The organism is Sphingobium sp. DEHP117 (genome assembly GCF_030867385.1).
Classification (GTDB): domain Bacteria; phylum Pseudomonadota; class Alphaproteobacteria; order Sphingomonadales; family Sphingomonadaceae; genus Sphingobium.
The window spans coordinates 608,078-630,467 of the sequence record NZ_JAPFBJ010000003.1 but is presented as its reverse complement, the minus strand read 5'-3'; the positions used below and the strand labels follow the sequence as shown (position 1 = coordinate 630,467).

Sequence of the window (22,390 nt, the reverse complement as noted above, 5' to 3'; positions counted from 1 at the left end):
CGTGTCGGCGTGTGCGCCATCGGGGAGGAGGCAAGCGCGCGGTCATTTCCTGAATAGGGCCTCTGCGCTTGCCTTATGGTTAACAGATTGGTTTATTTTCGCCCGCGTGCGAATTATTTCGCCTTCCAGCAATGCGATACGGTCATGCAGCTCGGCGACGGAGAGCGGATCGAGATCCTGCCGGGCCAGCAGGGCGAGAGGATCATCCGCCTTTCTTGGAAGATTGTCATCCATATCCATGGGGATGTTGTTGACCCGATCCACGGTCCTGTCAATAAGAGCTTATGACATTGCAAGTCATCACCAAGGAGATGCGCGCCATCGGCTTTGAAGCGCCGGGCGGGCCGGATGTGCTCATCGCAACGAGCGCGCCCATCCCCGTACCGAAGGCGGACGAGGTGCTGATCCGCGTCCATGCCGCGGGGGTCAACCGCCCCGATGCGTTGCAGCGGGCGGGCAAATATCCGCCGCCGCCCGGCGCCTCTCCGTTGTTGGGGCTGGAAGTGTCCGGCGAGGTGGTGCAATTGGGCGCGGAGGCCGAGCAGTCGCTGCTGGGTCAGAAGGTGTGCGCGCTGTGCAACGGCGGCGGCTATGCGGACTATGTCGCCGTGCCTGCCGGGCAATGTCTGCCTGTGCCGGATGGCTATGACATGATCGAGGCGGCAGCGTTGCCCGAGACGCTGTTCACCGTGTGGACCAACCTGTTCGAACGGGCTTACACGGTGGAGGACGACACTGTGCTGGTGCACGGCGGCACGTCCGGCATCGGCACGATGGCGATCCGCCTGTGCAATCTGTTTGGCGTCAAGATCATTGTCACCTGCGGGTCCGACGAGAAGTGTGCCCAGGCGCTGGAATGGGGCGCGGACCACGCCATCAATTATCGTACCCAGGATTATGTCGAGGCGGTGCGCGCCATCACCCATGGACGTGGTTGCCAGGCGATACTCGACATGGTGGGAGGGGATTACCTGCCCCGCAACCTGCAGTGTCTCGATATTGAAGGCCGGCATGTGTCCATCGCCGTTTTGGGGGGCAGCCGGGCGCAGATTTCCATTCCGGACATCATGGCCCGGCGGCTGACGCTGACCGGATCGACGCTGCGCCCGCGCTCGAACACGTTCAAGGCGTTGGTGGCGGACGAGATCGCGCAGCATGTCTGGCCCTTTGTCGAGCAGGGCAAGCTGCGCCCGGCGATGGACCGCGTCTTCGCGCTGGAGGATGCTGCCAGCGCCCACGCGCGGATGGAGGCAGGCGAGCATTTCGGCAAGATCGTGCTTAAGGTGGCCTGACCAGGGTCCCACTCCGCTTCCCCCTTGCCCTGCGCACGGGTTTCGCATAAGATTGTCCATCATGCGGCCACCCTGCCTGGGTGGCCCTTATCATTTCTAGTTCCGGAGCATGGATCATGTCCCACCCGCTGATGCCCCACGCCACCGCCGCCTGGCTCATCGAGAATACCGGCCTCACCTTCCCCCAGATCGCAGAGTTCTGCGGCCTGCATATGCTGGAGGTGCAGGCGATCGCGGATGAAACCGCGAGCACGCGCTACACCCCGCGCGATCCCGTCCGCGCGCATGAGCTGACGCAGGATGAGATCAGGAAGGGCGAAGCCAACCCGGATTACGCGCTGAAGATCGCCAAGGGCAACGAACCGGCCCGCCGCACCAAGGGGCCGCGCTATACGCCTGTTTCCAAGCGGCAGGACAAGCCGGACGGCATCGCCTGGATCCTGCGCAACCATCCGGAGATTTCCGATGGTGCGATCGGCCGCCTGATCGGCACAACCCGCACTACCATTGCCGCAATCCGCGACCGCTCTCACTGGAACATCTCCAACATCACCCCGAAGGACCCGGTGACGCTGGGCCTGTGCTCTCAGCGTGAGCTGGACTCGATCGTCGCCAAGGCAGCGAAGAAGGCCGGGCTTGAGGCGCCGTCCGACACGCGGCTCGATGGTGCGCGCGCCGCGCTGATCGAGGAGTTGCGGCGCGAGCGTGATGACGCCCATCGCCTGGAGGGTGAAACGCAGGGCGAAGTGGCCGACATGCCCGTGCCTACGCCCGCCTCCTCTGCGGTCGATCTGCGCGCCGAGGCCGACCGCCTTTTCGAACGCTGAGCCCTGCCACTGCGGGCAAAAAAAGAGGGCGGGGTTATCCCCGCCCTTTCAGTTTCGCTGTGTTGAAACGTGTCAGCCAACGAGGCTGAGCGATTTTGCGATGCCGTAGAGCGAGGTGGCGGTCAGTACGACGCCGACGAGAAGCAGGAGTCGATTGGCGGGGATATGCTTGGCGAGCATCGCTCCGAGCGGCGCGGCCACCACGCCGCCGATCAACAGGCCGAGCGTGGCCGTGGTGAACGTTTCCCAGCCGAGGTGAAAGAGGAAGGTGAGGCTTATGGACAAAGTCAGCAGGAACTCTACGGTGTTCACCGTGCCGATGGTCATGCGGGGGTTGCTGCCCTGAAGCAGCAGGTTCGAGGTTACGACCGGCCCCCATCCGCCACCGCCCGTGGCGTCTAGAAAACCGCCGAACAGGCCGAGTGGCGTGACGATACGCGGGTCTTCCGTGCGCCGGATTACATGGGTGCTGCGCCAGATCAGCCACAGCCCGATTGCGGTCAGATAGCTCTGTACATACGGCTTGATCGCGCTGCTATCGACATTGGAAAGCAGATAGGCGCCCACTACGCCACCGATGATTCCCGGCACCGCCAATTTGGCGAATAGCTTCCAGTCGACATTGCGGTGGTAGATGTGACTGAGGCCGGAAATGGCGGTGGTAAATGTTTCTGCCGCGTGCGTGCCTGCTGACGCAGCTTTGGGCGGCAAACCGATGGTGAGCAACAGGGTGGTCGAGATAACGCCATAGGCCATGCCGAGCGCACCGTCGATCAATTGGGCAGCGAAGCCTATCAGAATGAACGGCAACAACACCGGCAGATATTCCCAGATCGCGTCCATCAACATCTCCCCTGTTTTGGCGCCGAATCGAATGTCTATCCAATAAATAGAAAATATTGCAGGCGCGAGTCAAATTTCTATCGAAGTGGTAGAGAAGATGGTTATCGAGGAGTAACGCATTGAAATTGAATATATCTATTGTCCGAGACTGGCGCGCGCACGATAAGGCGTGGGGATTATACGCCGCACAGAGGGGTTAGGCCTCACATGAAGCTGTAAGGATCAACGTCGACGCTTACGCGTACACTGTTGGGCCAGCTCGCTTGATCGAGCCATGACCGGATCGCTTCCTGCACATTCACGGCCCGGGCGGCATGGACCAGCAGGCGGTGGCGATAGCGCCCTCTTAGCTGCGCCAGCGGGGCGGGTGCGGGGCCATAGACGTGGAAGCCGTCGTGTTGGGGCGCGCTTTTGCCCAGCCGCCGCGCCGTCTCGGCGGCGGCCTCCGCGCTCTCGCTCGAAACGATGATCGCGGCGAAGCGGCCATAAGGCGGCGCTTCGGCGTGGCGGCGACTTTCGGCTTCGGCGGCATAAAAGCGCTCGGCATCGCCAGAGAGCAGCGCCTTGATCACGCCTGCGCCCATCATTCGGGACTGAATGAACACCCGCCCCGGCTTCTCGCCCCGGCCCGCGCGCCCCGCGACCTGGCTGATCTGCTGAAAGCTCCTTTCCGCGGCCCTCAGGTCTCCGCCCTCCAACCCCAGATCGGCGTCGATCACGCCGACCAGCGTCAGGTTGGGAAAGTGATAGCCCTTGGTGACGAGCTGGGTGCCGATGATGATGTCGACCGCGTGCCCCTCCACCGCAGCGACGAACTCCGCCACCTTTTCGGGTGACCAGAGCGTGTCGGAAGTCACGATGGCGATGCGCGCCTGCGGAAACAGCGCCTTCGCTTCGTCCGCGATGCGCTCCACACCCGGGCCGCAGGCGACGAGCGCGTCTTCCTCTTTGCATTCCGGGCAGGCGCGCGGGCTGGGCATCACATGGCCGCAATGATGGCAAGCGAGCCGGTGCGTGATCTTGTGCTCGACCATCCAGCTCGTGCAGTTCGGGCATTGAAAGCGGTAGCCGCAATGGCGGCAGAGCGTGAGCGGCGCATAGCCGCGCCGGTTGAGGAACAGCAGAGCCTGCTCGCCGCGTTCCAGCGTCTCTTCAATGGCCGAGACCAACGGCGGCGCGATCCAGCGTTGCCGGTCGGGGGGAGTTTCGAGCAGGTCTATGCCGACAATCTCCGGCATCTGCGCGCCGCCGAAACGCGCGGCGAGCTTGATCTCCTCATAGCGGCCGAGGCCCACCTGATGGCGGGTTTCCAGCGCGGGCGTTGCAGTGGCCAGCACCACCGGGCACGCCTCGAACTTGCCGCGCATCACCGCCACATCGCGCGCGTGATAATGGACGCCGTCCTCCTGCTTGAAGCTCGTCTCGTGCGCCTCGTCCACCACCAGCAGGCTTAGCCGAGGGAAGGGCAGGAACAGCGCCGAGCGTGCCCCGACAACGACCTGCGCTTCCCCACGTGCCACCGCATTCCATGCGCGCCGCCGCTCGCTCTGCTTGAGGCCGCTGTGCCAGGCGACGGGCGCGACGCCGAAGCGCGCCTCGAAGCGCTTTAGAAACGGCTGGGTCAGCGCTATTTCCGGCAGCAGGACGAGCACCTGGCCGCCTGCGCGCACCGCCTGCGCGATCCCCTCGAAATAGACCTCGGTCTTGCCCGATCCGGTGACGCCGTCGAGCAGGAAGGTGTGAAACGCCTGCGCGTCCACCGCCTGCATGATCCGGTTGGCGGCAGCGCGCTGTTCCTCATTGAGCGAGGGCGCGGCGTGATCGGGCAGCGGTGCGGGGTAGGCGGCGTTCGCGCTCGCCTCCACCGCCATCAAAGCGCCTGCCTTGATCAGGCCGCGAATGACCGCGACGGAAACCCCGGCCTTGTCCGCCAGTTCGCTGACAGATGCCTGAAATGCGCCGATGCGCTCCAGTGCCTGCGCCCGCTGGGGCGTGAGGCGGGCGGGCAAAGCATCCGAAAGCCGATATTCCGTGATTACGCGCTCTCCCGCTGCTGCCCCGGAAGGCATGGTCATGCGCAGAACGGCGGCGAGCGGCGCCATGTAATAGTCTGCCACCCACTCCACCAGCCGCCGCAGCGGCGCGGGCACGGGCGGCACGGGCAGCGCAGCGATGATCGGCCGCAGCTTGCCTTCGGGTACGGGATTGCCTTCGGGCAGGCGATCCTTGTCCCATACCACGCCAATGATGCGGCGCGGGCCGAGCGGAACCTCCACGATACTGCCCGGTCCAACCCCGTCCAAATCCGGCGGCACACGATAGTCGAGCGGTCCCAGCGCGGCGTTCAGGATCAATACACGGACACGAGTCATCATGCGGTATGTAAAGACTGCGCGCGCAATAAAAACCCGCTTCCTTTTCGGCGGCAAAAGAACGAGACTTGGTGAGGTAATAATGGAGAGTGCTATGGAACGCAGGCAATTCCTCAGTGGTAGTTCGGCGTTGGCGCTATTGCTGCTCGGCGGATGTTCGCAAGGCCTGGGTTATAGCCTTACCGAGGCGATACGGCGCTTGCTTTCGCTCTCGTCACAGCGGGCGCTGGCGCGGCTGATGGCGCCCGGCGGCTTTTACGACAGCCAGGTGGCGCGGATCACTTTGCCCGATCAGCTCGGCGGCAATGGTACCGGGTCGATGATCAGTCGCGTGCTGCTCAATGGACTGGTGCGGGACCGCTTGCTCAGGCAGGTCAACCGCGCGGCAGAGCGCGGGGCTGAGCGTGCCGCGCCGGTTATCGCCGACGCGATCCTGTCCACCTCGCCGCAGGATGCTGCCGCGATCATCAAGGCGGCGGGCACCCCGGCAGCTACCAACCTGTTGCGGCAGCATATGGGCAACACCCTCGTTGCCGCTATCCTGCCCGGCATAGACGAAGGCCTTCGCGTGTTCGACAACGAGGTGGTGACGGAGGCCTTGCGTGCCGCCACCGGCATCAACTTTGCGGGCCTGCGCGACGATGTGACCCGCAAGGCATCTGACGCGATCTATGCCGAGATCGGGCGGGAGGAAATGGCGATCCGCGCCGATCCGCGATCGACCGGTGACCCAATGCTGATCGCAGCGCTGACGGCGGCGAGCGCGTTGTAGCAACGGCCCGCGTCCGGCTATAGGGTGCGGCGACTCGCATTGCCGCAGAGAGAGGGGCGCATCCCATGAAGTTTTTCGTCGACACCGCAGACACCGCAGACATCCGTGACCTCGCCGCCACCGGCCTGCTGGATGGCGTGACCACCAATCCTTCGTTGATCGCCAAGTCCGGGCGGCAGTTTCTGGAGGTGGTGAAGGAGATCTGCGCGATCGTTGAAGGTCCGGTCTCGGCAGAGGTCGTTGCGCTCGATCATGAGACGATGATGAAAGAGGCCGAGATACTGCGCAAGCTGGCCGACAATGTCTGTATCAAGGTGCCGCTCACGGTCGATGGCCTCAAGACCTGCAAGGCGCTGACTTCTGACGGAACGCAGGTGAACGTAACGCTTTGTTTCTCCGCCAATCAGGCGCTGCTTGCCGCCAAGGCCGGAGCGACCTTCATCTCGCCGTTCGTCGGGCGGCATGACGACAATGGGTTCGACGGCATGCAGCTCATCGAGGACATCCGCCTGATCTACGACAATTATGATTTCAAGACCGAGATACTGGTCGCGAGCGTGCGCCACTCGGTCCATATCCTTCAGGCCGCGAAGATCGGCGCTGATGTGATGACCGCGCCGCCCGCCGTCATCAAGTCGCTGTTCAACCATGTGCTGACCGAAAAGGGCATCGCCGGGTTCGTGGCGGACTGGGCGAAGACGGGGCAGTCAATCCTGTAACGCGGTGCGTTAGCCCAGAGACGCGCACCGCGCCGCGACCGCTGCAAGATCGCGCGCGAAGGCGGCTTCCTCCTGCTCGCGAATGGCATCGGGCACGCGCAGCAGATAGCTGGGGTGCACCGTGATCCAGAGTTCACTGCCATCGGCCAGGGCGATGGCGCGCCCGCGTTCGCGCTGGATGCTCGGCGTGCGGCCCAATATGCCACGCGCGGCCGACGCGCCCAACGCCACGATCAGGCGCGGTTTTACGAGCGCGCGCTCCGCGTCGAGCCAAAAACGGCACGTGTCGATCTCGCCCGCCGTGGGCGTCTGGTGGATGTGGCGGGGGCCGCGCGGCGTGAACTTGAAATGCTTGACGGCATTGGCGAGGTAGAGCCGGTCCCGCTCCAGCCCCGCGCGCTTCAGATGTCGATCGAGCACCTGCCCCGCCGGGCCGACGAAGGGTCGCCCGGCCAGTTCCTCCTGATCGCCGGGCTGCTCACCAACCAGCATGACGGCGCTGTCGGCTGGTCCCTCGCCCGGCACGGCGCGGGTGCCGTTGCAGCCGATCGGGCAGCGAGTACAAGTAGAGACCGCGCTGGCCACCGCGTCGAGACTGTCAGGCTGCTCCATCTCGAAACTGTCCTCACCCTGCGCGATCATCGCCAGCTCCCGGTTGCGCGCATCGGCGATCAGCGGGCCGATCAGCGCCGTCTCCGGCATGTTTTTCCAGTATCGGCGCGGCATTTCCTTCAGCATCGCCTTCACCTTCAAACGGGCGGGGTTGAAAATGGATGCGTAATAACGCTTCCACAGATCTTCCAGCGGGTCCCCTTGCGGTGCGTCGCGCGCGCTGGCGCCCGGCCCTTCCAATAGCTGCGCACCATCCCAGTGGATCGACAGTTCGGGGGTGAGGATTGACCAGCGCATCGCGGCGAAGCGATCGGTGAAGAAGCGCGCGTTGGCGCGGACGATGTTATGATCCGGCTCGAACCAGGCTACATAATGCTCGCTCGCGCCATCCTCGCTTTCCACCAAACGAAAGCGGACGAACGCGCGCATCTTGTGAATGTCCCGCCGTACCTCCTTTGCCATGGCGGCCATGCGGCGCACATTGGCGTCGGCCTGGTCTTCCATCAGACGCGGCTGGCGCTGCAAGCGCCAGAGCACCCGGTACAGCAGGGCGAATCGTTCCGGGTCGCGATGGCATATGACGCTGCGTGCCTGCTGGAGGAAGGCGCGGCTGGCGCGCGGTGGCGGCGCATCTGCGGCGGCGGGGAAGGGCGCGCTCGCGAGCAGGCCCAGCAGGTTGCCCGTCTCTCCCGGTTCACTCCACATCACCCGCTCTGGCGCTACCCGCGCCTGCATAAGCGCGCGCGCATGCGCGCGCCACGCCTCGAAATCGTCCGGCGCGTCCATCTGCACCGAGACGGTTGCGTCCGCCTCTCGCGCCGCCGTCATGCAAACAGTTCCAGCTGCTCGCTCGGCTTGGGCTTGACCAGCGAAACCAGATCGGCCCGGTCGGTCAGCAGCGTCGGTCGCCAGTCTGCCGCGACGATGAACGGCCGCAGCTTGGCAATCGAGACGGTAAAGCGCGCGATATCGTCCAGCCGCAGAGTCCGATGGCGGCGCGAGGCGAGGATCGACTGCACCGCCCGCGTCCCCAGCCCTGGCACGCGCAACAGCATCTCTCTCGGCGCGCGATTGACGTCGACCGGGAAATGCTGGCGAAACTTCAGTGCCCAGGCGAGCTTGGGGTCGATATCGAGCGGGAGCATCCCGTCCGTACCCGCCGCCTGCTGCACCTCACTGGCCGAATAGCCGTAAAAACGCATCAGCCAGTCCGACTGATACAAACGATGTTCGCGCACCAGCGGCGGGCGCTTCAACGGAAGGATTGCGCTGGCATCCGGGATCGGGCTGAACCCCGAATAATAGACCCGGCGCATGCCATAGGCGCCGTACAGGCTGTCAGCTCTGGTGATGATGTCGGTATCCGATGCCCCGTCCGCACCGACGATCATCTGCGTCGATTGCCCGGCAGGTGCAAAGCGCGGAGCATGACGAAATCGTTTGCGCGCGTCCTTAGCCTCGACGATCGCGCCATGGATCCGACCCATCATCCCCTCGATCCGGCCGGAGTCCTTGTCCGGCGCCAGGCGGCTCAATCCGGCCTTTGTGGGGAGTTCGATGTTGACGGAAATCCGATCCGCCCACAGTCCTGCATGCGCGACCAATTCCGGGTCGGCCTCTGGGATGGTCTTCAAGTGGATATAGCCGCGAAAGCCGTGATCCTCACGCAGACTGCGCGCCACTTCGATCATCTGCTCCATCGTGTGGCTGGAGGATTTGACGATGCCGGACGAGAGGAACAGCCCCTCGATATAATTGCGCTTGTAGAAGCTCAGCGTGAGGTCGACCACCTCCTGCGGTGTGAAGCGCGCGCGCCGCACGTTGGAGCTTTTGCGGTTGATGCAATAGTGACAATCGAAAATGCAGTGGTTGGTCAGCAATATCTTGAGGAGCGAAATGCAGCGGCCATCGGGCGCATAGGCGTGGCAGATGCCGTTGCCGGTGGTGGAGCCTATCCCCTTGCCATCGCGGCTGGTGCGACGCGCGGTGCCGGATGAGGCGCAGGAGGCATCGTATTTCGCGGCATCGGAAAGGATTTCCAGCCTTTTCGGAAGTGGTATCTCGCGCATTTGTTCTTTTTATGTTCTTTTGCGCATGCGCTCAAGGCGGCGGTAAGTAGTTTGCGACGAACGGAAAAACTCTGCGGTGAAAACTCGCGCTAGAACGGCTATGGAGGGACAACCTCGCATAACAAAGGGTGAGCCATTGCCGCAGAGAGCGCAAAAGCGGGTGGTCCGGCTCAGTCTGGCGGGCGTGATTTCCAGTTTCGTGTTGGTTCTTCTGGCATTCTATTTCGTGGTGCGGGGTTTCGATGCGAACGAGCGCGCCGACGCGCTGGTGGCTCATAGCTATGATGTGAAAGACACGATCTCCGACATAAGCCGGTACATGGAGCGGGCAGAAGCAGCCCGTCGCGGCTATCTGCTCGATCGCAATCCCGCGAGGGTGGAAACGCTTAAGGACAGCGTGGCGCACCTTGCACCCAATATCGAGCGACTGAAGAGCAAGACCGTGGACAATCCGGAGCAGCAGGCGCGTATCGAGGCGCTGCACCCGGTAATCCAGGCACAGCTGGACGATATGCGCCAGACCATCCTCCTCGCCCAGCGAGGTGATATGGAGGGCGCGGTGGCGCTCTTCAGGAAGCAGGCTGAGTTGCAGCGGCTTGGCACGATCCGAAGAATCGCCGGCGAGTTTGAGAATACCGAAAACCGGCTTTTGGCATCGCGGGGCGCCATGGAACAGAGCGCCCTGGAAAGATTACAAACTTATCTGGGCTTGGTGGTCATAGCTCTGCTCTTTACCGGGGCGGCGACGTATATGGTGCTGAGCCGCCACTCGCGGGAATTGCTGGCGAGTCGCATGACGCTGGCGGGGCTGAACGAAGGCCTGGAAGCGGCTGTCGCCGAGCGCACAGCGGACTTGAGGCGGGCAAACGAGGAAATCCAGCGGTTTGCATATATCGTCAGCCACGATCTGCGTTCGCCGCTCGTCAATGTCATGGGATTCACCGCCGAGCTCGCGCGTGCCGACCGGGAGATCTCCGAGTTTGTGGACGAGGTCGACTCCGCACAACCGGGCCTTGTTCCCGACGCCGTCAGGGCGGCGGCTAAGGAGGACATGCCCGAAGCTATCGGCTTCATCCGCTCCTCCACCCAGAAGATGGATCGGCTCATCAACGCGATTCTCGTCCTCTCGCGCCAAGGGCGCAGGGCGCTGGCGCCCGAAATGCTCGATATGGACGGGTTGTTGTCCACGGTGGTTGATACCCTTTCCACCTTGCGAGACGAGAGCAACGCAACCATCAAGATCAGGACGCCATTGCCGGCCCTGAAGCATGACCGGCTAGCTGTGGATCAGATATTTTCCAACCTGCTGGAAAACGCGCTGAAATATCGGCGGCCGAATGTTCCCGGGCGGATCGAGGTGCGGGGCCATGCCAAGGGCGGGCGTGCGATCTTTGAAGTTGAGGACAATGGCCGCGGGATCGAGGAAAAGGACCGCGAACGCATCTTCGAACTCTTTCGCCGCTCAGGCGTGCAAGACAAGCGCGGAGAGGGGATCGGCCTTGCGAACGTCAGGGCGCTGGCATACCGCCTGGGCGGAACAATAGAGGTGCGATCGGTGTTTGGCGAAGGTTCGACTTTCGTTGTGAACTTGCCACTCGAATATGTTGACGATGGAAAGATTGGGGAATGACGAAACATAAGCCGGTCCAGATCGTGATGATCGAGGATGACGAAGGGCATGCTCGTCTCATAGAAAAAAACATCCGGCGTGCCGGCATATCGAATGAGCTCGTACATTTTACGGATGGGACCGCTGCGCTCGACCATCTGGTCAATGCCCCGAATGGCCCGGCCCTGAATGGGCCTGCGCTGGTCCTGCTTGACCTCAATCTGCCCGATATGAGCGGCACGGATATCCTTGCGAGGATCAAGGCTGATGAGCGGCTGCACCGCGTGCCGGTGGTGGTGTTGACGACGACCGACGACAAGCGCGAGATTGCGCGCTGTTATGATCTGGGCTGCAACGTCTATATTACCAAGCCCGTGAATTACGAAAGTTTTGCCGATGCGATCAGGCAGCTGGGCCTGTTCCTTTCGGTTATCCAGCTTCCCGATGCTACAGAGGGCTGATGGATCAGCCACGCCGCATACTTTACATTGATGATGATCCCGGCCTGTGCCGGCTTGTGGAAAAGCTGCTGGGCAGGCGGGGGCATCATGTCGTCACCGCGCCATCTGGTCGCGAGGGGCTGGCCCGCGCTGCCTCGGAAGATTTCGAACTGATCGCGGTCGATCATTATATGCCGGAGATGGACGGCCTGGAGACCTTGAGGGCGCTGCGGGCGCTCCCCGGCTGCCCGCCGATCGTCTATGTCACAGGGTCGGAAGAGAGCAAGGTCGCCGTCGCCGCGCTCAAGGCCGGGGCCTATGACTATGTTGTGAAGTCGGTAGGCAGTGACTTCGTCGAACTGCTGGAACAGGCCTTTGCCCACGCCCTGGCGCGCGTGCGGCTGGAGCGGGCAAAGGAGGAGGCGGAGCGGCAGATGCGCATCGCCAACGATCGGCTTTCCGCCCTGCTGCACGAGGCCAACCACCGCGTTGCCAACTCGTTGCAACTCGTCATATCGATGATCGGGATGCAGGCGCGGATGGTGACGGATCCCGCAGCCCGCCTTGCGCTCGCCGACACCGAACGGCGCATCCGGGCCATCGCGATGGTGCATCGCAAGCTCTACACGTCCGAAAACGTGACCAGCGTGGTGATGAGCGACTATCTGGAGGCAATTGTGGAGGAGCTGCGCAATTCGTGGCTGTCTTCCGATCGCCGCACTCACATCTCGCTCAGCGCCGATCCCATCGAGCTGAAGACAGACAAGGCGATTTCCCTTGGTGTGGTGGTTTCCGAGCTGGTTTCGAACGCCGGCAAATATGCCTATCCGCCCGAGAAGGATGGCGAGGTGCGGGTGCGGTTGTTCGCGCCCGAGCCGGGGCAGTTCCAGCTGGTGGTGGAGGATGATGGCATCGGGATGACGCCGGACCTTGTCCAGGGCACGGGGTTGGGTTCACGGCTGCTGAGCGCTATGGCGCAGAGTCTGGGATCCCAGATCAGCTATGATGAATCACACAACGGATGCCGCGCGGTTCTGACTGCTCCCGTGTAGGCATCTGCTGCGCGGTTTACTCAGGCTCTTACTGTGGATGAGACCATGATCCACGTTTCAGACGATTCAGCCTGAAACGATCACGGTCTAAGGAGTTGAACTCGCCACCGGGATCGCTGCAGGCGCGACCGTCGCCTGAGCGCCATAGCGCGCTTCCCATGCAGAAAGCGCGGTCCGATACTGATCGTAGCTGTTGAAGAAATCGAGATAGAGCTTCTCGATCCGCGCCAGTTCCAGCACAGACCGCGCCTCCAACTCCTTGGACGGAACGGTGCCCAGCGGCGGCCCCAACGCCAGCATTGTATCGCACAAGGCGGGAAGCACGGGCGGAAGCGAGAAATAGTTGTATACCTGCGTCTGAAAGATCTCGCGCTTCCGGATGTAGTCCGCGCCCTGCTCTTTCTTGAACTGCTTGTCGAGGTCCTTGTAGACGGTAGCGAGCAGCTTTTTGTTGCTCTTCAGGAATGCGGCATATTGTGCCGCGATCGGCTGGTGCACCGGTTTCTGGCAGCTGAGCGCGGCGACATTGTAGGCCGAGCGCAGGTTCCAAAGAGCTTGCCCGCCGGAGACGCCATAGTTGATCGTGAGACGCGTGCCATCGGGCGCGAGCGGAGGCACTGCAAGATTGGGTGCGGCGCCCAGCGGAGGCAGCGGCCTCGGCGGGATAAGGACCATCGGCGGAGGCGCGGGCGGAGGTGGGGCGACCGGCTTGGTTGCACAGGCAGCGAGCGCGGCGAGCGTACCGGTCAGGCAGAGTCGGGCTGCGCCCCGGCCCACTATCTTTTGGTTCATTGCGTTCCTTCCCTGGTGGCATCCGCTCATGTCATGCGTTCCGCTGGCGACGGCGCTTGCCGCTCCGCTTAAAAAAGGGCGGTGCCCGGTTCATCTCAAATGCGGTCTGGCATCAGAATAATCAGACGAAGCGGCTGTCGGGAATATGAACAAAGCGCATCGCGCCGCTCCATCCATCGCATCGGCGCTCATCGCCCACCCACATCCTTGCGCTTTTTACCCTTTGATGTGCGCTGCGCCGCCGCCTGCGCGCCTTGCAGCACCGGGCCGCAATCGGCTGCCTTCGCGTCACCGAAATCTACGAATGCGAGGATGCCTGCCAGTGGGGAGAGCCCCAGCCCCAGCCCCAGCGCCGCCCCGCCGCGCGTGAGCAGTTCTGGGCTGATGACCTGCATGCCGGGCGCGGCAAAATAGCCGTTTACCCCGATCGGAGACTGGGCGGAGAACAGGCTGAATTTCTTGGCGTCGGCACGCAAAGACAGGTCGAGGCTCTCATCGCGAAAACTGAAGCCGCCGCGGCCGAGCATCACATTCTTGCTGGTGTCGATAAGGATCGGGTCGGCGACCGCCACCCCGTCCCGCACCGTGAACGCCACCAGGCCGCAGTTGATCTGGATAGGGTCCTTAAGCCGCTTTTGGAACATGCGCTGCACAAACACGCCGATGTCCAGCTCAGACAGCTGGACATTGCGTGCCCACATCGTGCCCTTGGGAATGATGATGGCGATGCGCCCGGTGGAGGTCGCAAGCGAATCGTGGACTGTGTCCCCTCGCCCTTTCAGCTCCACCCGGGCCTTGATGGTCCCGGAAGTGCCGTTTTCCTCCACGCCCCAGCGAGAGAGCAGCTTGCCCATCGGCGTAGGCGAGAGGCGGATGTCGTAATCCGTCAGCACCGGCGTGGAGCGTGCGTTGACGATGATGTCTGACGAGACGAACCCACCGGACATATCGAAGGTGAACGGCGAGAGCTTCATCAGCGAATGATCGAGCTTCAGTGTCAGGTCGACATGCGAGATTGGAACGTTGTCTGCGCGGATGGTGCGCACCTTGTACCGCACGTCCGCGTCATAGCGGGACAGGGCCTCGGCGCGCAGCGGGGCATCGGGCAGCACGCGAGGTGCGCCGTTCACACGGGTGACGACAGCATCTGCACCCATGCTGTCGATACGGTCTGGATCATAGCCGACCATCGGCCCGACATCGCGAATGTCCATCACCTGCGTCGTCAGGTCAGCGTCGATGAACAGCCGGTCATTGGGTGTCGAAATGCGCATTGCGCCTGCGAGATCGCTGTCCCCGAACCGGCCCTTCAACCCGCTGAATTTCCATATTTTGTCTTCATACACTAGCCGGGACGAGAAACGATAGGCGCGTGTTTCCGGCACCGCGATGCCGAGCAGGCCGAATGGCTCGGCGAGATTGCTCCCGCGCAGCCGGAAGGCCAATTGCGCCCCCTCGAACTGTGTGGCGCCGGGGAGCAACCCATCGACCGCCAGCCTGTCACGCGCGGCGCGTGCGTTGAGCAGGAAATGGGTCTTGCCGCCCTGGACGGTCTCGTTGGGTGATAGAATCGCGCCGTCGAGCGTGAAGGGCCGGCGGCGCAGGGTGCCGGAGCCCTGGAACCCCACGGCCTCCGCGATCCTCTTGTCGCGCGAGGCGACCGTGCCCACCGCGATCCTGGCAAAAAGGAAGTTGCGCGGATCGGTGTAGCGCACCGTGGTGTTTGTCACCTGCGCCCGCACGATATCGGGCAACTCCAGCGGTTCGCCACGCTTGTCAGGATCGCCCATCGTCCAGTTGTTGCGTTTTCCGTCAGCCGACCAGGCAAGGTCAAGCGCTGCGCCATCGACGTTGAGCCGTTTGAACAGGCGCTCCCCAAACAGCAGGCGAAAGGTTGCGATGCGCGCATCAACATGTCGGCTGTCAAGGAGATAGCGGCGGCCCACCCAGCGCGGGTTCGCGATCGTCATATCGTCGGCCACGAACTTGATGGTGACGGGATCAAGATAGAGCTGGAAGTCGCCACCCACGCGGACTTCACGCCCGAGCATGCCGCTTGCCACCCGCTGAAACGTTCCCTTGAGGAAACGCCCTTTGGTCACATATTGGAACAGCCACAGCACTGCCAGCACCAGCAACAGATAGACTATCCACCGCAGGGGACGAGGAACGCTTTTCCTGCGATCCCAGAAGCGCGCATGCTTGCGCAGCGGGTGGATGTCGCTTTGGTCGCTCATTTTTACTGAACGATTGCAGTGACAAAATGTTGCGGCGCGCCGCGGAGACAGCCTCGCGTGCAAAGTACAGAGCTTAGCTGATGCTCAGCAACGCATCCCGAATCTGTATCTGGTTGTATGGCTTTTGCAGAAACGGAATCCCGCTGAATTTGGGGTCCAGCCCCTCCTGATTTGGATATCCGGATGCGAAGACAAACGGGATGCCGAGGGTGAGCAGCGTCTCCGCTATGGGGAGGCTTGTTTCCCCCTCCAGATGCAGATCGAGCAATGCGACATCGAAGCTGTTATTTTTGAGGAGGTCGAAAGCCTCCGCCACGGAGCTGGCGATGCTGACCTGCTCGATGCCTATTGCGAGCAGCGCATCCTCCGCATTCATCGCGATCAGCATGCTGTCTTCGACGAGCAGCGCATGAGAAAGGCTGAGACCATTGGTTTCTGTCGTCATGAGCAGGTCTCTGTCAGGCTAGCTGAACCGAAATAGACCATGTCAGGGAACTGACAGGCAGATCGGATTGTTCGACGCGTTGCCAGGCAAAAAGTCGGGGCTGGCGTGCTGACTGACGGATTGAGCATTCGATGAGCACGCTTTCCCGGCGATGACTGGCCGACGGGCCTCGCTCCGCCAAGGGCCAGGGTCCGCCGAAGGCCCTCTTTTGCACACATGGGGCGCCGGGTATGCGCACAAGTGAGCATAACGGGCGCAGGAGAAAAATATGGATCTAGGGAGCAATCTGCTGGCGGCGTTGCGAGAGCAGGATCTTGCCAGGATCGAACCCCATCTCCAGCCGTTGAAACTCTCTGCAGGCGATGTAATCTACGATCCCGGGGACGAGGTGCGCCACGCCTATTTCCCTCTGGGCAGTGCGATGGCGTCCTTTCTGATCCCGATGAAGGAAGGCGAAACCGTGGAAACTGCGATGGTCGGCCGGGAGGGGGTCGTCGGCGGGATCGTGAGCAACGGTCTTTTGCCTGCCTATGCGAAGTGCAGTGTGATGCACGGTGGCGACTTTTTGCGTTTGCCCTCGATTGTGCTCGACGAAGCGAAACGGCAATCGGTGCACATGGGCAATCTCTTCGCGCGCTATGCCGATTGCCTGGTCGCGCAGATTTTCCAGTCTGTCGCCTGCAACGCCCTGCACAGCATCGAACAGCGCGCGGCGAAATGGCTGCTCTTTGCCCTGGACCGCACCGGCAGAGACGAGCTGGTGCTCACCCAGCAGCAACTGGGATCGTTGTTGGGGATCGGACGCAGCTATGTAACGCGGGTGGTCGCGCGCATGAAAGCCAGTGGCGTGATCGAGATCGGCAGAGGGAGGGTGCGAATTCTCGATCGACACCGGCTCGCTTACCTGAGTTGCGACTGCAACCTCCTTGTGGCCGAGCATTTCGATATTGTGTTGCGTGGGGTCTATCCCGACGGTGCGTGAGGCGCCGGGTGGGAAGAGAGCGGAATCGGCTGGGCCAGAAGACCGGTTGCGCCTTCGCTCAGTGCGAGCTTGTTCAGTTCCTCCACCAGCGCGCACTGCCCCGGTATTACGCGCTCGGCGGAAACACGCGCATCTCCCGAGCAGGGAACAACCAAACAGCCGCCCTCCGCGAAGTTGGCCTTCGCCTTATCGGAGAGAGGCCCGTCATAGCGCAGCAGGCGAAACAGGGGGCCATCAACAAGCAGATATTCTCCTCGCTCCGGCACATGACGGTGCCGCGGATCGGCATAGGGCACAGCCGCCGCAACGTCGACAGCCTCGTCGAGATGGAGCTCCCTGGGCCTACCATAGTCGTAAAGACGATAGGTGATGTCGCTGTTTTGCTGGACTTCAATCAGGCTGATACCAGCACCGATGGCGTGCACGGTATTGGCGGGAATATAGAAAAAATCACCCGGCTTCACGTTGCGCCAGACCAGCCGCTGCTCAATCGAACCGTCCAGCGCAGCTTGGCGCAAGGCGGCTGCATCCAGTTGCTCACGAAATCCTATGCCCAATTTTGCACCCGGTTCGGCCCCCAACACTAGCCAGCACTCCTCTTTGCCCTGCCTGCCAAGCCCGCGCTCCAGCGTCTGTTTGTCGGAAGGATGCACCTGCACGGACAGTTTCTCGCCCGTGAAAATATATTTGACCAGCAGAGAGTCGAGCGCTGAGGGCGGCTCGAACCACACTTCGCCGATGCGAGCATCGGCCGCACCGCCGACCCATTTGGGCAAGGCGGTGCGGCCCCACGGCTTTTCCACAGTGCGAACGGGGAGGAGGGCGCTCAAGCGGGTATCGTGGCGCGATCTTCCTCGTGCGCTTGGCCCGCATCCTTGCCTATCAGCTTATAAGCGACGGCTTTGAGGAAACCGCCAGTGCTCGCGCGCCAGACCTCGAACTCCGGCGGAGTGAACCGCAACAGCACCAGATCGGGGTCGGAGCGCCCCTGGTCATAATAAGTGGCGGCCATCGGCGTCCACAGCTTGTCGATCATCGCCTGATCGTTAACAGCGGCGATCGGGCCCATGGCGCTGGCGAGTATGCCATTGTCCTTGGACTGGAAGGTGAAGCAGGCTTGACTGGTTCCGGCCAGCACTTCTCGACCGATGCCTTCACCGCGCGAGGCGAAGAAATAGACGGAGCCGTCCTTGATGTCCTCGTCGGTCTGTGCCGTCATCGGTCGTGCCGGGGCATTGCCGGTGCCGATTCCGGCGAGCATGACGACGCGAGAGTCATCAAGCACTTTCCAAAATTCCTCTGTCAGCTCTGCAATATCTTCGTGATCCATGGGGATGCTCCTTGCATGAGGGTGGCGCCACGGGCGCGTGGCGCGCATGCAAGGGATAACCCGGCGTCGATCCTCCGGTTCCGGCTTTGGCCCCCGGGTTGCGCCGAACCGTGCGTCAGGCGGCCTACCTTTTATAAGGGTCGCTTCCCCACGGAAATGATGCGACATCCGACAACCTCGGCGAACGCACAACGGGCGTGGGTGCCGCCTAATTCAGCACAAACCAGCCGCGTGCTCACCGACTGGCTCGCTCAATCTGCGCAATGTCGATCGGCTGGGCATTCAGAGACAGGCCTCCCGATACAGATGGCCTCAACCCGCATCAGGGCAGGTGCCTCCGGTTATGTCATGAGCTGGAGAAGGTCCGATATCGAGACGGAAGCAAAGCCAACGGCGCTGTCGGAAATGCCGTAGGGCACCAGCAATTTGTCACCGACCTTCATCACGCCGCACGTGTAGACGACATTGGGCACATAGCCGGAGCGGTCCGCATTTTCCGCTGTAAGCACAGGGTGACGCGTACGGCCGATAACCTTCCATGGCTCATCGCGATCCAGTAGGGCACAGCCAAGCGCATATTTGCGCATCGCACCCACGCCATGGGTGAAGAGCAGCCAGCCTGCATCGGTGAGGATAGGCGACCCGCAATTGCCGATCTGGATGAACTCCCACGGATATTTCGGTTCCATCAGGAGAACACCCTCGTCGTCCCAATGATCACAGCGGTCGGATGTCAGTAGGAACAGGTTCTTTCCGTCCTGCCGCCCCACCATCATATAGCGCCCATCGACCCTTTGGGGGAACAGCGCCATGCCCTTGTTGCGCCCGGCCGCGCCGGTGATCGGCTCGAGCACGAAGCTGCGGAAGTCCTTGGTGCGCAGGAGTTCGGAGCGGATCGAGCTGCCGGAATAGGCCGTGTAGGTGCCGATCCACTCGACTTCCCCGTTGTCCTCTTCGAAACGGACCAAGCGCAAATCTTCAAGCCCACCGCGCTGCTGCTCCGTGATCGGGAAGATCACGGTGTTGGACAGGTTGCTCTTGGGGTTGCGGTGGACGGTGACGGCGGCGTCGCTGTCGGTGAGTGAGGCGTCGTCCAGCTCAACAGAGGTCGCGAACGCGCTCTGCGGCCACAGCTCGAAGCTGCCGTCGGGATAGGCGATGCCCTCGCGGAAGGCGATGGTGCTGATATGCCCCTCGCCCACGGCGCGCAAGCTCATCACGAAACGGGCCGCCCCGTCTTCCATGCCGCTCTGGTCCGGATGCGGCACGATCGACGGATTCATCAGCGCCGCGGCGGCATAGGTATATTCATGGCAGAAATAGGCGCCAATCAGCCGTTTGCGGGCGCGGGGCAGCCCGGCATCTTCGAGGCCCAGCATGGTCTCGACCTCTGCGTAACGCTCATCGAACATCGCCTCGGTCTGCCAGTGGCGATCGGCAAAATCCTGAACCACGCGCTCATATTCTTCCCGTGCATCGCTGTCGGACAGCGCGCAGATGTCCTTGACGAGGCGCATGGCGCGGTCGCTCGGCGCACTGGCAGATTGCCAGCCGAGGTGGAACGGGCGCAGCACGACCCGCGAAGGGTCAGCATGCAAGCGGGTCTCAAGAATGCGCAAGGGCGACGGGCTTGCCTGTGCTTCTCTCAATCAACATCCTTTCCAAGCCATCGGTCTTGGCATTGCTCAGCATCTCTATCAGCGAGGCGTAGGCCAGATGGAAGGCAAGAATGGACTCGGCCCCACAATTTTCATTTACCCCCCTTCGATTCACCCCGTCGCGGCAGCGCCCGGTTTTGAGATCGGCCAAGGCCTCTCCCCGGTCGTTCGCTCCGAAATACCAGCGATAGGCAATAAGCCCATGATCGATCCAGCGCCGGTCTCCCGTAGCCAGGAAGGCGCTGTGTGCTGCTTCCACGCTGGCTTGCGCTTCAAGCGGCTGCTGGTCGAACGGATACTGTTCGTATTCCTTTTGAAACGTGTCTGATCCGACCGGACGGAAATGGCCTTGGGCGGCGGTCTGGCGCTCGGCAATCCACGCAAGCGTCTCCAACCCGGCTTGAAGCCAATCCTGCCGACCGAACGCGCTTCCCGCCTCGATCAGCGCCTGCGGGAGGCGCGGATTGTCATAACCCAACACAGCCTCGAACCACGCCCAGTTCGGGCGGCGCGAATGGTGGAGCAGGTGAGCCAGCATGGCGCCCCCGCGCTCCAACAGGGCCTTCGCCCCAACATGGCCAGGCTCCGCGCTCAGCATATGCACCGCGCCCAGCATCGCGAAGGCGATGGCGCGGGGCGAATCGACCTTGGCGAAACCGGGCAGGGCGGTCTCGAACCAGCGGCGACCCCAAGAGCGGATGTCGGCGTCTGCTGCGCATGCGGCGGTGTGTCCTAGCGCCCAGATTGTGCGCCCATTTGAGTCCTCTGATCCAGCGTCTTCGCACCATGCCCGGTCGAAGGCCATGAAGTTGCGGAAAACCTGCTTGTCCGGGTTCCAGGCGTGCTGGATGAAACTCGCGAACACAATGCTCCACCGCGTGCGCTCCGAAGGGATAATGTCCCGCACCTGGTTCATCAGAATCAGCGCACGCGCATTGTCGTCAATGCAATAGCCATGCCGTCGGTCCGGCACGATGCCGATGCCATGCTGTAACATGCCGGTGTGATCGCACATCGTCCAGACTCCGGCCAGCGAAGGCGCGGCAGTGACCGGCGGTGGCGCGACCCGACGGTTTAGCGTGTTGCGGACAAGCCCTGCGGATGCTGCCGCGAAGTGCGGCCAGATCGTCTTGCGCCCCGCAGCAAAGGCACGTTGCTTGGTACCGTTGAGTTCGTCGGCATCGTCCAGCAGGCGGTTGACTGCCTGCGCAATGGCTTCGCTCGATTTAGGCTCCACCAGCACGCCGGCACCATCTGCCAGCAGCTCGCGCGCATGGACATAGGGCGTAGATACCACAGCCTTACCGAGCGCCACCGCATAACTCAACGTACCGGACGTCGCCTGCTGGAGATTGAAATAAGGCGTGAGATAGATGTCGCATGCTTCAAGCTGATCCAGCAGCTCGGGCGTGTCGAGGAAGCGGTTTTCCCATTGAATATGGTCCGCCACCCCCAGCCGCTCGGCCAATGCCTGCAAACCGTCACGATAGCCTTCGCCCTGTTCGCGCACGAGGTTGGGATGCGTTGCGCCAACGATACGATAAATGGCGTTCGGATGGCTCGCGACGATGGCAGGCAGTGCTTCGATCGCGTTTTCCAGACCCTTGCCGGGGCCGATCAGCCCGAATGTCATCAACACCTGCTTGCCGGAGAGGTTCAGCCGCTCCTTCATCAGCTCTTCCCGCCCGAAAGGTCGATCCGGTGCGCCGTGGGGGATGACTTCAACCAACGTTGCGGGAGCATGGAACTGGTCCACAAGCAGATCGCGCCCATGTTGCGACATGACCATGATGCGCGAAGCCCGGGTCACCAGGTGCTCGGTGATGCGGCGCTGGTTGTCTGAAGGCGACTCCAGCACGGTGTGGAAGGTCACTATCAACGGCGCGGCAAGACGGTCCACGAAATCGCACACCATCTCCCCGTCGGGGCCGCCGAAGATGCCAAACTCATGCTGTAGCCAAACGGCATCGTAGCCTGCCGCATTGATACGCTGCGCCGCCTGCGCATAGGAAGCGGGACTGTCGCAGTCGATAAACCCTGTGACCGCTTCATATTGTGCGGCGTTCACTCGTGTATCCAGCGCATAGACCTGCGCAGTGATTTCCGGCTGGTGGATCAGCAGCTGGTCGAAAATGTCCTTGGTGAATGTTGCGATGCCGCATTTTCGAGGGGCAAAGGTGCCAATCAAGGCGATGGCGCAACGGGTATTCGTAGCGCGCTCAACACGTGAAGCAGCAAAAGGGATAACGCGTTCCGTCTGGCTCGGATGGGAGGGAAATCTGCTATCCGGAATGTCGTGCTCCATGATGAAAATCCCGTGCTGGACAGTAACATAGGTT

The 22,390-nt window shown here is 62.3% G+C and carries 20 protein-coding genes; 8 read left to right on the top strand and 12 right to left on the bottom strand.

Annotated elements, in window-relative coordinates; translation table 11 throughout:
* Positions 1–42: 42 nt before the first annotated feature.
* On the bottom strand, positions 43–240 hold the full coding sequence (locus OOT33_RS15660) for a DUF1192 family protein (protein ID WP_307751023.1): 198 nt from the start codon (positions 238–240) through the stop codon (positions 43–45).
* A 44-nt stretch (positions 241–284) separates the two neighbouring features.
* Here OOT33_RS15660 and OOT33_RS15655 point away from each other — a divergent pair, with 44 nt between their 5' ends.
* Positions 285–1,292, top strand: a complete 1,008-nt coding sequence (locus OOT33_RS15655) for a zinc-binding dehydrogenase (protein ID WP_307750964.1) — start codon at positions 285–287, stop codon at positions 1,290–1,292.
* A 131-nt stretch (positions 1,293–1,423) separates the two neighbouring features.
* Complete coding sequence (locus tag OOT33_RS15650; protein ID WP_307751022.1) at positions 1,424–2,119, top strand: DUF1013 domain-containing protein; 696 nt, start codon at positions 1,424–1,426, stop codon at positions 2,117–2,119.
* A gap of 72 nt (positions 2,120–2,191) precedes the next feature.
* Here OOT33_RS15650 and OOT33_RS15645 read toward each other — a convergent pair whose 3' ends face one another.
* Together OOT33_RS15645 and OOT33_RS15640 are read right to left on the bottom strand one after the other, a co-directional pair.
* Complete coding sequence (locus tag OOT33_RS15645; RefSeq protein WP_307750963.1) at positions 2,192–2,962, bottom strand: TSUP family transporter; 771 nt, start codon at positions 2,960–2,962, stop codon at positions 2,192–2,194.
* Positions 2,963–3,165: 203 nt separating this feature from the next.
* On the bottom strand, positions 3,166–5,337 hold the full coding sequence (locus OOT33_RS15640; RefSeq protein ID WP_307750962.1) for a primosomal protein N': 2,172 nt from the start codon (positions 5,335–5,337) through the stop codon (positions 3,166–3,168).
* A gap of 91 nt (positions 5,338–5,428) precedes the next feature.
* Between OOT33_RS15640 and OOT33_RS15635 the strand changes: the two genes are divergently transcribed.
* Positions 5,429–6,106: a DUF4197 family protein gene (locus OOT33_RS15635; RefSeq protein ID WP_307750961.1), complete on the top strand. Its 678-nt coding sequence runs from the start codon at positions 5,429–5,431 to the stop codon at positions 6,104–6,106.
* A gap of 65 nt (positions 6,107–6,171) precedes the next feature.
* Positions 6,172–6,825 carry a fructose-6-phosphate aldolase gene (fsa, locus tag OOT33_RS15630; protein ID WP_307750960.1) on the top strand — a complete coding sequence of 218 codons (654 nt, stop codon included), beginning with the start codon at positions 6,172–6,174 and terminating at the stop codon, positions 6,823–6,825.
* A gap of 9 nt (positions 6,826–6,834) precedes the next feature.
* Here the strand turns inward: fsa and OOT33_RS15625 are convergent, their stop codons facing one another.
* Together OOT33_RS15625 and OOT33_RS15620 are read right to left on the bottom strand one after the other, a co-directional pair.
* On the bottom strand, positions 6,835–8,265 hold the full coding sequence (locus OOT33_RS15625; RefSeq protein ID WP_307750958.1) for a UdgX family uracil-DNA binding protein: 1,431 nt from the start codon (positions 8,263–8,265) through the stop codon (positions 6,835–6,837).
* The gene (locus OOT33_RS15620) at positions 8,262–9,506 is read right to left on the bottom strand and encodes a putative DNA modification/repair radical SAM protein (RefSeq protein ID WP_307750957.1); all 1,245 of its coding nucleotides are present in this window, start codon (positions 9,504–9,506) and stop codon (positions 8,262–8,264) included. Before OOT33_RS15620 ends, OOT33_RS15625 begins: the two co-directional genes overlap by 4 nt.
* Positions 9,507–9,666: 160 nt before the next feature.
* Between OOT33_RS15620 and OOT33_RS15615 the strand changes: the two genes are divergently transcribed.
* Genes OOT33_RS15615 through OOT33_RS15605 form a run of 3 tightly spaced genes read left to right on the top strand, consistent with a single transcriptional unit; the run spans position 9,667 to position 12,607 of the window.
* Positions 9,667–11,136 carry a CHASE3 domain-containing protein gene (locus OOT33_RS15615; RefSeq protein ID WP_307750956.1) on the top strand — a complete coding sequence of 490 codons (1,470 nt, stop codon included), beginning with the start codon at positions 9,667–9,669 and terminating at the stop codon, positions 11,134–11,136.
* Complete coding sequence (locus OOT33_RS15610; RefSeq protein WP_307750955.1) at positions 11,133–11,576, top strand: response regulator; 444 nt, start codon at positions 11,133–11,135, stop codon at positions 11,574–11,576. The genes OOT33_RS15615 and OOT33_RS15610 overlap by 4 nt, the downstream gene beginning before the upstream one ends.
* Entirely contained in the window at positions 11,576–12,607 is a 1,032-nt protein-coding gene (locus OOT33_RS15605) for a response regulator (RefSeq protein WP_307750954.1), read from the top strand. Before OOT33_RS15610 ends, OOT33_RS15605 begins: the two co-directional genes overlap by 1 nt.
* Before the next feature lie 87 nt (positions 12,608–12,694).
* On the opposite strand, the gene OOT33_RS15600 is transcribed toward OOT33_RS15605, so the two are convergent.
* The 3 genes from OOT33_RS15600 to OOT33_RS15590 all read right to left on the bottom strand — a co-directional run bounded on the left by OOT33_RS15600 (position 12,695) and on the right by OOT33_RS15590 (position 16,081).
* Complete coding sequence (locus OOT33_RS15600; protein WP_307750953.1) at positions 12,695–13,399, bottom strand: hypothetical protein; 705 nt, start codon at positions 13,397–13,399, stop codon at positions 12,695–12,697.
* A 188-nt stretch (positions 13,400–13,587) separates the two neighbouring features.
* Positions 13,588–15,636 carry an AsmA family protein gene (locus OOT33_RS15595; RefSeq protein WP_307750952.1) on the bottom strand — a complete coding sequence of 683 codons (2,049 nt, stop codon included), beginning with the start codon at positions 15,634–15,636 and terminating at the stop codon, positions 13,588–13,590.
* A 73-nt stretch (positions 15,637–15,709) separates the two neighbouring features.
* Positions 15,710–16,081, bottom strand: a complete 372-nt coding sequence (locus tag OOT33_RS15590; protein WP_307750951.1) for a response regulator — start codon at positions 16,079–16,081, stop codon at positions 15,710–15,712.
* Positions 16,082–16,349: 268 nt separating this feature from the next.
* Between OOT33_RS15590 and OOT33_RS15585 the strand changes: the two genes are divergently transcribed.
* Positions 16,350–17,063, top strand: a complete 714-nt coding sequence (locus tag OOT33_RS15585; RefSeq protein WP_307750950.1) for a helix-turn-helix domain-containing protein — start codon at positions 16,350–16,352, stop codon at positions 17,061–17,063.
* Here OOT33_RS15585 and OOT33_RS15580 read toward each other — a convergent pair.
* The 4 genes from OOT33_RS15580 to OOT33_RS15565 form a co-directional block, all read right to left on the bottom strand.
* Complete coding sequence (locus OOT33_RS15580) at positions 17,045–17,893, bottom strand: class I mannose-6-phosphate isomerase (protein WP_307750949.1); 849 nt, start codon at positions 17,891–17,893, stop codon at positions 17,045–17,047. The genes OOT33_RS15585 and OOT33_RS15580 overlap by 19 nt on opposite strands.
* On the bottom strand, positions 17,890–18,393 hold the full coding sequence (locus OOT33_RS15575; RefSeq protein ID WP_307750948.1) for a pyridoxamine 5'-phosphate oxidase family protein: 504 nt from the start codon (positions 18,391–18,393) through the stop codon (positions 17,890–17,892). The genes OOT33_RS15580 and OOT33_RS15575 overlap by 4 nt, the downstream gene beginning before the upstream one ends.
* Positions 18,394–18,734: 341 nt before the next feature.
* Complete coding sequence (locus OOT33_RS15570) at positions 18,735–20,042, bottom strand: glycoside hydrolase family 130 protein (RefSeq protein ID WP_307750947.1); 1,308 nt, start codon at positions 20,040–20,042, stop codon at positions 18,735–18,737.
* Entirely contained in the window at positions 19,999–22,239 is a 2,241-nt protein-coding gene (locus OOT33_RS15565) for a glycosyltransferase (RefSeq protein WP_307750946.1), read from the bottom strand. The genes OOT33_RS15570 and OOT33_RS15565 overlap by 44 nt, the downstream gene beginning before the upstream one ends.
* Between the last annotated feature and the right edge of the window lie 151 nt (positions 22,240–22,390).

Coding starts and splice junctions, on each gene's coding strand:
- OOT33_RS15660 (WP_307751023.1), bottom strand. CDS start 240: ATGGATATGGATGACAATCTTCCAAGAAAGGCGGATGATCCTCTCGCC.
- OOT33_RS15655 (WP_307750964.1), top strand. CDS start 285: ATGACATTGCAAGTCATCACCAAGGAGATGCGCGCCATCGGCTTTGAA.
- OOT33_RS15650 (WP_307751022.1), top strand. CDS start 1,424: ATGCCCCACGCCACCGCCGCCTGGCTCATCGAGAATACCGGCCTCACC.
- OOT33_RS15645 (WP_307750963.1), bottom strand. CDS start 2,962: ATGGACGCGATCTGGGAATATCTGCCGGTGTTGTTGCCGTTCATTCTG.
- OOT33_RS15640 (WP_307750962.1), bottom strand. CDS start 5,337: ATGATGACTCGTGTCCGTGTATTGATCCTGAACGCCGCGCTGGGACCG.
- OOT33_RS15635 (WP_307750961.1), top strand. CDS start 5,429: ATGGAACGCAGGCAATTCCTCAGTGGTAGTTCGGCGTTGGCGCTATTG.
- fsa (WP_307750960.1), top strand. CDS start 6,172: ATGAAGTTTTTCGTCGACACCGCAGACACCGCAGACATCCGTGACCTC.
- OOT33_RS15625 (WP_307750958.1), bottom strand. CDS start 8,265: ATGACGGCGGCGCGAGAGGCGGACGCAACCGTCTCGGTGCAGATGGAC.
- OOT33_RS15620 (WP_307750957.1), bottom strand. CDS start 9,506: ATGCGCGAGATACCACTTCCGAAAAGGCTGGAAATCCTTTCCGATGCC.
- OOT33_RS15610 (WP_307750955.1), top strand. CDS start 11,133: ATGACGAAACATAAGCCGGTCCAGATCGTGATGATCGAGGATGACGAA.
- OOT33_RS15605 (WP_307750954.1), top strand. CDS start 11,576: ATGGATCAGCCACGCCGCATACTTTACATTGATGATGATCCCGGCCTG.
- OOT33_RS15600 (WP_307750953.1), bottom strand. CDS start 13,399: ATGAACCAAAAGATAGTGGGCCGGGGCGCAGCCCGACTCTGCCTGACC.
- OOT33_RS15595 (WP_307750952.1), bottom strand. CDS start 15,636: ATGAGCGACCAAAGCGACATCCACCCGCTGCGCAAGCATGCGCGCTTC.
- OOT33_RS15590 (WP_307750951.1), bottom strand. CDS start 16,081: ATGACGACAGAAACCAATGGTCTCAGCCTTTCTCATGCGCTGCTCGTC.
- OOT33_RS15585 (WP_307750950.1), top strand. CDS start 16,350: ATGGATCTAGGGAGCAATCTGCTGGCGGCGTTGCGAGAGCAGGATCTT.
- OOT33_RS15575 (WP_307750948.1), bottom strand. CDS start 18,393: ATGGATCACGAAGATATTGCAGAGCTGACAGAGGAATTTTGGAAAGTG.